The organism is Cellulomonas sp. P22 (assembly GCF_044392165.1).
Window position 1 is genome coordinate 63,641 of sequence record NZ_JBISBW010000003.1, and the last position, 11,112, is coordinate 74,752.

General features: G+C 74.6%; 7 protein-coding genes. All 7 read right to left on the minus strand.

Annotation, left to right across the window (positions count from 1 at the left end; translation table 11 throughout):
• The 7 genes from ACGIF2_RS03375 to ACGIF2_RS03405 all read right to left on the minus strand — a co-directional run bounded on the left by ACGIF2_RS03375 (position 1) and on the right by ACGIF2_RS03405 (position 11,109).
• On the minus strand, positions 1-1,587 hold the full coding sequence (locus ACGIF2_RS03375; RefSeq protein WP_396043485.1) for a diguanylate cyclase: 1,587 nt from the start codon (positions 1,585-1,587) through the stop codon (positions 1-3).
• Positions 1,588-1,855: 268 nt separating this feature from the next.
• A complete protein-coding gene (gene leuA / locus ACGIF2_RS03380; protein WP_396043487.1) occupies positions 1,856-3,601 on the minus strand; it encodes a 2-isopropylmalate synthase in 1,746 nt (581 codons plus the stop codon).
• Positions 3,602-3,775: 174 nt separating this feature from the next.
• Positions 3,776-5,242, minus strand: a complete 1,467-nt coding sequence (locus ACGIF2_RS03385; protein ID WP_396043489.1) for a PQQ-binding-like beta-propeller repeat protein — start codon at positions 5,240-5,242, stop codon at positions 3,776-3,778.
• Between the two features lie 9 nt (positions 5,243-5,251).
• Entirely contained in the window at positions 5,252-6,607 is a 1,356-nt protein-coding gene (locus ACGIF2_RS03390) for an RDD family protein (RefSeq protein ID WP_396043491.1), read from the minus strand.
• Between the two features lie 31 nt (positions 6,608-6,638).
• Complete coding sequence (locus ACGIF2_RS03395) at positions 6,639-9,008, minus strand: transglutaminase family protein (RefSeq protein WP_396043493.1); 2,370 nt, start codon at positions 9,006-9,008, stop codon at positions 6,639-6,641.
• Positions 9,005-10,150, minus strand: a complete 1,146-nt coding sequence (locus ACGIF2_RS03400; RefSeq protein ID WP_396043495.1) for a DUF58 domain-containing protein — start codon at positions 10,148-10,150, stop codon at positions 9,005-9,007. The genes ACGIF2_RS03395 and ACGIF2_RS03400 overlap by 4 nt, the downstream gene beginning before the upstream one ends.
• A 2-nt stretch (positions 10,151-10,152) precedes the next feature.
• Positions 10,153-11,109 (minus strand): AAA family ATPase, encoded by a 957-nt coding sequence (locus tag ACGIF2_RS03405; RefSeq protein ID WP_396043497.1) that lies wholly within the window; start codon positions 11,107-11,109, stop codon positions 10,153-10,155.
• Between the last annotated feature and the right edge of the window lie 3 nt (positions 11,110-11,112).

The following is an 11,112-nucleotide window of genomic DNA, read 5'->3' on the forward strand; positions in this document are numbered from 1 at the left end:
TTATCCTTCGGCGACGACCAGCTGGTCACGTCCGCCGCGCTTGGCGGCCCGCACGGCCCGGCTCAGGGCCGCGAACAGCTCCTCGCCGCGCCGGACCTGGGCGACGCCCACCGACACCGTGACCTGCAGGTCGACCTCGATGGACTCCCAGTCGAACGCCCGGACCTCGCGCACGATCCGGTTCGCGAGACGCTCGAGCTCGCGCACCGACGCACCGGGACCCGGCCCGGGCAGCACCACGAACTCGTCCCCGCCGAACCGCGCGACCGTGTCCCCGGGGCGCGAGACGGCCCGGAGCACCCCGGCGAGGCGGACCAGGACCGCGTCGCCGATCACGTGCGAGTGCGCGTCGTTGACCCGCTTGAAGTCGTCGACGTCCACGAACACGCCGGTCACCGGCGCGTCGGCCCCGTCCAGCACGTCGTGGATCACGCGCCGGTTGCCCACCCCCGTGAGCTCGTCCTGCGTGCTCAACGCGGTCGCCCGGGCGCTCTGCTCCCGCAGCTCGAGGATGTGGACCTTGTCGAGCACGGCCTCGAAGCGCGACTCGCGGTCCCGCCACGTCCGGTGCGCGAGGCGCCGGAACATGGCCGACGCGTGCCCGACCGCCGGGTGGTCGCCGTGCCGACCGAGCGCCGCCTGCAGGCGGACCGCGTCGGCGGCCTCCATCCACACCTCGCGGTCGAGGGCCACGGCCTCGAGCCGCAGCTCGACCATGAGCGCCTCGGCGCGCGCGTGGTGCCCGGTGAACGTCAGAGCCATCCCGTGCGCGCACGTGGCCATGAGCCACTCGATCCGCCCGCGCCGCAGCTCGAGCGCTGCCCCCGCGCGCCGTGCCAGCGCGAGCCCGCCGGCGTAGTCACCGAGCCCGACGCATGCGACGAGGTCGGACGCGTCCGCGAACGGGAGGTGCTCGACCTGCCCGGTCAGGGCGACCACGCGGCGCAGCAGCAGGGTGCGCGACGCGAGCAGCCGGAACGTCGCCGACGCCTCTCGCCGGAACCCGAGCACGAGCAGCCGGGCACCCCACTCCGCGAGCGTGCGCATCGAGTCGATCAGCACGCTGGGCTGCAGGGACAGATCGACGAGGGCGCAAAGCCGGAACACCAGCGCGTCGGACTGCTCGTAGAGCTCGGCGAGGCGCAGGGCGTCCGCGAGCACGACGGCGGCCGAGATCTGGTTGTAGATGCGACCGTCGGGCCGCCCGACCAGCACCCAGGCCTCGCCGAGCAGGTCCACGACCTCGTGCATCGCACCCAGCCGGGTCGTCGCGAGGGCCCGCACGCACAGCGCCTTGGCGCGCCAGTACGGGAACGCGTCGCCGTGGGTGCGGGCGAGCAGCTCGTCGGCGCACGCCACCGCCGCGTCGATCTCACCCAGCTCGGTCAGGCACCGGCCCCGCGTGAACAGCAGGTAGCGGACCGTCGCCTCGTCGCCCATCGCCTCCGCGACCGCGATGCCGTGCGCGCACAACGTCAGGGACTCGCGCTGGTCGCCATGCGCGTACACCCAGAAGGCCTGGGCGGCCAGGGTGTCGAGCGGGCCGAACTCGGACACCACGACGAGCTCTTGGTGGATGGGTCCCACCTCTCTGCTCCGCACGCTCAGGTGCGCCCTGGTTCCGGGCCGGACGACCATTCCGATCGGCAGCCTGCTCCCTCGCGAGCGACGTCGCGGACCAGGTTCACCCAGGTGGGGTCCCTGAACGCCGAGGATTCACCCAGACAGTCGGCGTCCACTACGTGGTCACACCCGTCTCAGGTCCCGCACGACGACGAGCCGCCGCGCCGGCCGCGACCCCGGCGGGTGCGGAACGGCACGGCGGCTCGGACCGTGCGGTGGACGTCGAGGGTGGTCAGCGCTCCGCGCGGTTGATCGCCGAGATGATGGCCTTGAGCGACGCCGTGGTGGTCGACGGGTCGATGCCGACCCCCCACAGCACCTGGTCGCCGACCGCGCACTCGACGTAGGCGGCCGCGGTCGCGTCGCCGCCCGCGGACAGCGCGTGCTCCGCGTAGTCCAGGACCGCGACCCGCGCCCCGAGCCCCGCGAGCGCGTCGAGGAACGCGTCGAGCGGGCCGTTTCCCGAACCCTCGAGCAGCCGGACCTCGCCGCGGTCTGCGACGTCGACGGCGAGCGTCACCGGACCGGCCTCGCTGCTCGTCATCCGCATCCCGTGCAGCGCGAACCGGCCCCACGGGGCCAGCCGGCCGCCCGGCTCGACCGGGAGGTACTCGTCGTTGAAGATCGTCCACAGCTCGTCGGCCGTGACCTCGGTGCCGTGCGCGTCGGTGTGCGCCTGCACCACGTGCGAGAACTCGATCTGCAGGCGTCGGGGCAGGTCCAGGTCCCGCTCGGACTTCATGAGGTACGAGATGCCGCCCTTGCCCGACTGCGAGTTGACGCGGATGATCGCGTCGTAGCTGCGCCCCACGTCCTTGGGGTCGATCGGCAGGTACGGGACGGCCCACACGAGGTCGTCGACCTCGCGGCCCGTCGCGACCGCCTCGACCTCCATCGCGTCCAGGCCCTTCTTGATCGCGTCCTGGTGCGACCCCGAGAACGCCGTGAACACGAGGTCGCCACCCCACGGGTGCCGCTCGCCCACGGGCAGCTGGTTGCAGTGCTCGACCGTGCGCCGCACGTGGTCCAGGTCGGAGAAGTCGATCTCGGGGTCGATGCCCTGGCTGAACAGGTTCATGCCGAGCGTCACCAGGCACACGTTGCCGGTGCGCTCACCGTTGCCGAACAGGCAGCCCTCGATGCGGTCGGCCCCCGCCAGGTAGCCGAGCTCGGCCGCCGCGACGCCGGTGCCCCGGTCGTTGTGCGGGTGCAGCGAGAGGATCACGTTCTCGCGGTAGCGCAGGTGCCGGCCCATCCACTCGATCGAGTCGGCGTACACGTTGGGCGTGGCCATCTCGACCGTCGCGGGCAGGTTGATGATCACCGGGCGCTCGGGCGTGGGTTCGAGCACGTCGAGCACCGCGTTGCAGATCCGCACCGCGAACTCGAGCTCGGTGCCCGTGTACGACTCGGGCGAGTACTCGTAGAGCACCTCGGTGTCGGGGACGAGCTCCTCGTACTTGCGGCACAGGTGCGCGCCCGAGACGGCGATGTCGACGATGCCGTCCTCGTCCGAGCGGAAGACCACCTGACGCTGCAGCGTCGAGGTCGAGTTGTACAGGTGGACGATCGCGCGCTTCGCGCCGGCGATGGCCTCGTACGTCCGCTCGATGAGGTGCTCACGGGACTGCGTGAGCACCTGGATGACGACGTCGTCCGGGATCCGGTTCTCCTCGATGAGCATCCGGACGAAGTCGAAGTCCGTCTGCGAGGCGGAGGGGAAACCGACCTCGATCTCCTTGTAGCCCATCTGCACCAGCAGCTCGAACATCTGGAGCTTGCGGGCGGGGCTCATCGGCTCGATCAGGGCCTGGTTGCCGTCCCGCAGGTCGACCGCGCACCAGCGCGGGGCCTTCGAGATGCGCTTGCCGGGCCAGGTCCGATCGGGCAGGTCGACGGCGATCTGCTCGTGGAACGGCCGGTACTTGTGCACGGCCATGCCGGAAGGCTGCTGCGGGGTGCTGTGGTGGTAGCTCATCGGTGGTCCTTCGCTGGGTCGGTGGGAGTCAGCCGGCACACCGAACGCCACGGCGAGGATCCGGCCTAGAAGGCCTCGCCGCGGCGACGAAGAAGGAGCAGCTCGAACGCCAGCACCCGGCCACTGTACCCCCGGGCCGGGCGTCGCCGTCCACCCGAACCGCGACTCCTCGGCTCAGCCGAGGACGTGCAGGTCGGCGTCGGTGCGGACCACCAGGCTGCCGCCCTGCGCGCTCACGTCGACCACCCCCGGCGGGATCTCGACCGACCAGTAGCGGACACCGTCGCCGAGGCCCACCGCCACGAGCTCCGGCGTCCCGTCGACCGCGGTGACGGGGACCAGCACGAGGGCGCCGTCCGTCACGGGCACCCATGTCGCCGCGGCGTCGGTCTGCACGTCCCAGACGACGTCGCCCGAGCGGATGTCGAGGCCCAGCGCCCGACCCGGGCCCGCGAGCAGCAGCCGGTCGGCGACGATGCCGCCCGGGTCGAGGTCGGTCGTGTGCCGCCACCGCACCGCGCCCGAGGCCGCGTCGACGACGCTGACGTCGCTGCCCCCGTCGAGCACGACCAGGTCGTCGGCCGAGCCGTCGTCCACCGCGGGCCGCTGCGGGAGCGACGGCAGGGCCAGGATGCGTCGACCCGACTCGCCGTGCAGCGCCCCGCCCCCGACCGCCGACCAGGTGCCGAACCGCCGACCGTCCGACACCGTGATCGTGTAGGTCAGGTGGTTCGCCTGGAAGAGCTCCTCGCCCGAGTCCACGTCCAGCACGACAGCGCCGTTGCCCCCCAGGTGCACGTGCGAGCCGGTCACCGCGGCCGTCGGGACGGTGGTGACCCCGCCCGACGTGCTCGCGACCTCGGAGCGGTACGTCCACACGACCGCACCGGACCGCGCGTCGAGGCGCTCGGCGAGCACGTGGTCGTCGACCGCGTGCGTCACGAGCACGACGTCGTCGCCCGCGCGCGCGACCGTCAGGACGTCGCCCGCCACGGCCCACCCCCCGACGGCGACGCCGTCGGCCGAGCTCAACGTCACGATCCGCACGGGCGCCTCACGCGCCGCGCCGAGAGCGCCGGCGGCGTAGACCGCGCTCGGCGTCTCGACGAGGCACACCAGGTCGGGGCCCACATCGGCCCCCGAGTGCGGGCAGACCACCCGTCCCCCCTCGGTGCCGCCCCACGCCGCGGTGCCGAGGGCTGTCCCCCACCGCTCGGCACCGGTGGCGGAGTCGTACGAGGTCACCGTCCACGTCCCGCCCTGCGACGAGACGACGGCCAGCCCGCCGCCGGCCGCGAGCACGTCGCCATCGGCCTGGACCGGCACCGACCAGCGCTCCCGCAGCGTGTTGTCGATCGGGTGCACGAGCCCCGCGACGCCGTCCAGCCGGTCGAGGCGTGCGCTCTCGCTCCGGGTCACGACGACCGCGCCGACCGCCAGGACGCCGACGACCACGAACGCGGCGGGCCACCAGCGCCGGACCTGGGCCAGGACCGCCGGACCGGCGACGACCCGGCGGGTCGCGCGACCCGGGCCGGACACCGGCTCGGGACCTGTGACCTGGGCACGGGCAGCGACAGGCACGGGTTCGTCCTCGACGACCTCGACCGCTTCCATGCGGCGACCGGGCAGCAGTGCCATGGCCCGATCCTAGGTGCGCGCGGCCTTCCGGGGACCCCGAACGAGCCGCAGACCGCAGTCGCCGAACGAGACCGTCGCCCCGATCGGGAGCCGCACCCGCTGCTCGGGCCCGCACACGATCTGCGCGCCGTCGGTCAACGTCACGAGGGTGCCGTTGGTCGAGCCACGGTCCGCGACCCACACGACGTCGCCCTCGACACCGATCTGCAGGTGGGTCTTCGACACCGAGCGCCCCGGGTCGACCACACGGATCACCTGGATCCCGTCGACCGCGACCGGGTTGCGGCCCACCAGGGCGCTGCCGTGCACCCGGACCAGGCGTCCGTCGTGCAGCTCGAGCTCGGCGCCGTGCTGGTCCTCGTCCGCGGGAGCCGTGACGGGTGCGTGCTCGTCGGCACGCAGCGGCGCGCGCCGTGTGGCCTCGAGCTCGGGGTCGAGGCCCGGGTCGAGCCCGGCCGTCGGGGCCGCTGCGGGCTCGTCGCCCACGAAGTGCACGGGCCGCACCACGGGCATCAGGCGGGTGTCGACGTCAGGGGCGACCCCCGGGGCGTGCAACGGTGGCAGCACGAGCGACCCCGTCGTGGGCCCTCGGCGCTCGCTCAGCAGCGCGTCGAGCCGGCGCGACGCAGCCGCGTGGGCGTCCTGGCGGGCCGGGTCCTGCGTACCCCCGCCCACACCCGCACCCGCACCCGCACCCGCACCCGCACCCAGCAGCGTCCAGTCGTCGACGGGCCCCGGGGTCAGGGCCTCGGCGGCAGGTCCGGCGGCGGAGACGGGCACCACGTGCACCTGTCCGGTCCGCTGCGGGGCGCCGACCGACGCGCGTCCCCCGGCACCACGGGGCGGAGGTCGCCGGGTCGTCGCGCGTCCCACACCTCGCAGGTCCACGACCTCCGAACCCGTCGCCTTGTCGTGCCAGCCGTGCCGGCGCCCGGTCGCGTCGAACAACGGGGACGCGAGCACAGCGACCTGCCCGACGCCGCAGACCAGCACCCCGGCGGCCACCACCAGGCCCCGCACGAGCACGCGCCAGAGCCCCAGCGGATCACCCGTCCGCACGTCGAGCGTGCGCACCGAGAGCAGCCGTCGGCCGATCGTCCAGCCGTGCGTGCCGTGCGTCCACCACTGGACCAGCACGAGCACCACGCCCAGGGACGTCGCGCCGACCAGGACGGCCGGGTGGGTCGTCGCCGCGGTCGGCGTCCGACCCGCGCGGAGCGCGTCGAGCGTCGGGGCCAGGCTCAGCACGAGCGGCACGCCGGCGACGAGCCACACGAGCAGCTGGTCCACGACGAAGGCCGTGGCCCGGCGACCGAGAGGGGCGGACGGCGCCGGGACCACGAAGCGCGGCGGGGCGGTCGTCATGGGATGGGAACCTCCAGCTCGGCGGTCGCGGTCATGCGGGGGTCCGGTCGCGTCGGTCCGGGAGCGGGCCCGAGGTGCCGGCACGGCGCGCGGTGCGGCGCGGGGGGCGCAGCGGCCGCCCGGAACGCGCCGAACGGGCCGCGCGGCGGCGTTCACGCACCGAGCCGAGCGACAGCCGTGCGCGCCACCAGCTGCGTCTCGGCACGCTGCCGCGCATGTGGGCGAGGGCCGCGTCGACCCGCGCCCAGTACGCCGTGACGGCGGCTGCCGGCGGGTCGTCCGGACCGAAGACCGCGGCGTCGGCCTCCTCGGCCAGCACCCGCACGACGGCGGCGACGTGCGCGCCCTCGACCGGCGCGGCCCCCGCGAACGCCGCACCGAGCAGGGCAGCGTTCTCGCGACGCGTCGCGAGCGGCGACGTGCGCCGCCGCAGGTCGTGCGCCGCGTCGAGCACCTCGTCCCAGCCGCCCGCGACCCGGGCGACGCCGTCGGGTGCGAGCCGGCGCCGACGCCGACGCCGGGCCTTGAGCACCAGCACCACGACGAACGGGCTCGCGAGGACCAGCAGCGGCACCGCCACCACCGCCACCACGGCACCCACGCGCATCCACAGGGGACTGTCGTCGGCGTCCGCGGCCGGGTCCTCGGCCTGCGGCTGCTCGGTGTCGTCGTCGGGGGCCTGCTCGGGCTCGGGGTCCGCGGGGGGCGGCTGCACGACCTGCGGCTCGGGGTCCGACGGGGTGGTCGTGGACTCCTCCTGCGGGGTCTGCGTGCGCGGCGGCGTCGGGTCGAACGCGACCCAGCCGTACCCCGCGAACGCGATCTCGACCCACGCCTCGACGGCGTCACCCGTGACCGTCAGCGCACCGCCGTCGGCCTCCGCGACCGCGTCCGCCGACGGGACGAAGCCCAGCACGACGCGCGAGGGCAGGCCCATCTGGCGGGCCATGAGCGCCATCGCCGAGGCGTACTGCTCCCCGTCGCCCACCATGAGGTCGCCACCCAGCAGCGTCGACATCCGGTCCGCGCCGTGCCCCGAGAGCGAGGGGTGGTCGCCGTCGAGCCCGTGGCTGAACCAGCCGCCGTCCGCGAGGGCCTTCTGCAGGCTGCGGGCGATCTGCACGGGGGTCCCCGCGTCCCGGGCGATCGAGGCCGCCGTCGCACCCACCACGTCGGGCACCGCGCTCACGCCCGGCACCAGCACGGGGGCCGCAGCCGCGTCACCGATGGTCGCGTCGTCGGGGACGGTCGGCACCACGACGTCGAGCGTGTACGTCAGACCGGGCTCGAGGCCGCTCGTGAGCACAGCCGCGCCGGTCGCGTCGTTGAAGCGGAGGTCGCCCTGGCGGCCGCCCCCGAGCTCGACGGCTCGCGCCTGCCCCACGGTGGGCAGCCACACGCCCGTGAGCTCGCCGACCTCGATCTCGACGGTGGCCTCCTCGCCGCGCACCGCCGTCTCGATCGTCTGCCCCACACGGCGGAACTCCCCCGAGGCGGCGGCGGAGCCGTCCCCCGCGACGTTCCACACCACGCCGTCGTACCGGTCCATCGTGGCCAGCCGGACGCGCGCACCCGCAGGCAGGCCGCGGACCGTGAACAGCGTGGTCTCGTCCTCCTTGACGAGCTTGCGGAACGCCGAGAGCGGGCTCGGGTAGTCGCGCGGGTCGAACGGCGGCACGATCTCGTCACGCAGCACGAAGCGCGTCGCGTCTCCCACGACCCACGGGGCACCGACCGCACCCCCGGCGACGGCGCACGCCCCCAGCACCACGACCGCCACGACCCGGCGCGCTCGCAGCGCCCCCGATCGCCACGACGCCCAGGTGGTGAGCACGAGGGCGAGGGCCAGTCCTGTGACGACGGGGGCGAGCGTCTGCCGCGTGCCGAGCAGCACGGCGGCCACGAGACCCAGCCCCGGGACTGCTGCCGCTGCCGACGCGAGCGCCGGACGCCGCACGCGCAGCGTCGTGGCCACAGCGGCAGCCGCGCCGACCAGCGCGAGCAGGAACGGGGCGACCAGCAGGTTCGAGCTCGCCCCGAGGGGCGGCTGCAGCGTCAGCACCTGCTTCCACGCCGTGGCCGCACCGCCGACGAGCAGCAGCAGCGTGCGTCCCGTGGGCAGCACCCCCGCGACCGTCGAGCCCGGGACCGCGAACGCCCCGCCGCACAGCAGGTAGGCGAGCACGAGCCCCGCGACGACGGTGAGCGCGGACCAGCGTCGCAGCGCCCCGAGCACAGCCACGCCCGCGCCCAGCACCAGGCCGCCCGCGAGCGCCGGCACCGCAGCTGCCGCGCCGAACACGGGCACCACGGGCACGAGCGCGACGGCGAGCGCGCCGACCAGGACGCCGACGTCGACGGCGAGCCGCCAGCCCGACCGGGGAGGTGTCGTGGCGCTCATCCGACCGACCGCCGCAGCACCCGGGGCAGGTCGTCGAGCGCGCCGAGGGTGGCGAGGGTCAGCGAGCCCTGCGTGCGGACCTGCACCTCGGCGTCGAGCGCGCACGTGAGCACGAGCGTGCGCGTCCCCACCGGCACGTGCCGCACCCCGGCGCGCAGCTGGGCGACCGACGGCACCGACCCCGTCACGAGGATCGCCACCGAGGCCTCGGGGGCCTCGCGTGCGACCCTGCGGCCCAGGTCTCCCGCACCCGCCGTGCCGAGAGCCACGTCGAGCGCCGCGCAGTCGTCGAGCAGCCGTGGGGGCGTCTCGACCCGCAACCGCCCGGGTCCGGCCAGCACCGCCAGGTCGCGCTCCTCGCGCAGCGTCTGGACCCCGAGCGAGGCGACGACCGAGACCGCGGCCTCGAACTCGTCGGCGTCCGCGTAGTCCCGGGGGTCGGTCGACAACGCCACGACCGTCTGGGTGCGGCGCGTGTCCTCGAACTGCTTGACCATGAGCACGCCGCGGCGCGCGGTGGTGCGCCAGTGGATGTACCGGCGGTCGTCGCCCGCCACGTAGTCGCGCAGCGCGTGGAACGACAGGTCGCTGTCGGACAGGTCGCGCGTCGACTGCCCCTCGAGGTCGCGCAGCAGACCCGCGCTGGACCCCGCGAGCGACACCAGCCGCGGGTGCACGAACAGCTCGACGGGCTCGGTCCACCGCAGCCGGCGCCGGGCCAGCCCGAGCGGGTCGCCCCGCACCGAGCGCACGGGCCCCACGACCACGACCGCGCGCCGCGACGTGGGGATCGCGAACACGTCGTCGTGCTCCTCGCCGCCCGCGAGCGAGGGCAGGGCGAGCTCGGCCGCCCCCGCACCCACGGGCAGCTCGATGCGGGCGGGCAGCGAACGGTGCCGCGACGCGTTGCGCACAGTGAGGCGTCCCACGGCCCGCTCACCCACGCGCACGCGCCGGTCGGCCAGGTGCAGGTCGACGACGTAGCGCTCACGACCCACGGTCATGAGCAAGCAGACCACGAGCATCGCGCCGAGAGCCGCCCCGGCGCCCGCGAGCTCGGCCCAGCCGAGCCACCGGCCCAGCAGGAGGCCGGCCAGGGCGCCCGCGACGGCGCCCCAGCCCACCGGGCTGATGCGTGGCACCGTCAGACCGCCCGCAGGGCCGGGGGCTGGGTGTCGGCCACGATCCGGTCGAGCACCTGCGGGGCGGTCACGCCAGCGAACTCGGCCTCGGTGTCGAGCATGAGGCGGTGCGCGAGCACGGGGGCGGCCAACGACTTCACGTCGTCGGGCACCACGTACGCACGGCCCTGCGACGCGGCCCACACCTTGGCGGTGCGCACGAGCGCGAGACCGCCGCGCACGCTCGCCCCGAGCGCTGTCTGCGCGTCGTCCCGCGTGGCCTCGAGCAGCCGCGCGACGTAGTCGAGCACAGCGGCGTCGATGTGCACGCTCGTCGCGAGGTCCGCCATGTCGCCGACCGCATGCGTCGTGATCTTCGGCTTGAGGGCCGAGGTGCGGTCCTTCGCCCCGGCCAGGATCTCGACCGCCGAGGCGCGGTCCGGGTAGCCGAGGGAGGTCTTGATGAGGAACCGGTCGAGCTGCGCCTCGGGCAGGCGGTACGTGCCGGCCTGCTCGATGGGGTTCTGCGTCGCGATCACCATGAACGGGCGACCCACCGCGTGGGTGACCCCGTCGACGGTGACCTGCCCCTCCTCCATGACCTCGAGGAGAGCCGACTGGGTCTTCGGCGACGCACGGTTGATCTCGTCCGCGAGCACGACCGACGCGAAGATCGGGCCCGGGTGGAACTCGAACCGGCCCGACCCCTGGTCGTAGATCGTCACGCCCGTCACGTCGCTGGGCAGCAGGTCCGGGGTGAACTGGATGCGGTGGTGCGAGCCCTGCACGGTTGCCGCGATGGCCTTCGCGAGCGAGGTCTTGCCCGTGCCCGGGGCATCCTCGAGGAGCAGGTGGCCCTCGGCGACCATCGCTGTGATCGCGAGGCGCACCGCGTGCTCCTTGCCGAGCACGGCGCGGCCCACGTTGGTCACGAGCGCGCTGAACGTCTCGGCGAACCACGTCGTCTGCTCAGGTGTCATGGG

Coding starts and splice junctions, on each gene's coding strand:
- leuA (WP_396043487.1), bottom strand. CDS start 3,601: ATGAGCTACCACCACAGCACCCCGCAGCAGCCTTCCGGCATGGCCGTG.
- ACGIF2_RS03385 (WP_396043489.1), bottom strand. CDS start 5,242: ATGGCACTGCTGCCCGGTCGCCGCATGGAAGCGGTCGAGGTCGTCGAG.
- ACGIF2_RS03390 (WP_396043491.1), bottom strand. CDS start 6,607: ATGACGACCGCCCCGCCGCGCTTCGTGGTCCCGGCGCCGTCCGCCCCT.
- ACGIF2_RS03395 (WP_396043493.1), bottom strand. CDS start 9,008: ATGAGCGCCACGACACCTCCCCGGTCGGGCTGGCGGCTCGCCGTCGAC.
- ACGIF2_RS03405 (WP_396043497.1), bottom strand. CDS start 11,109: ATGACACCTGAGCAGACGACGTGGTTCGCCGAGACGTTCAGCGCGCTC.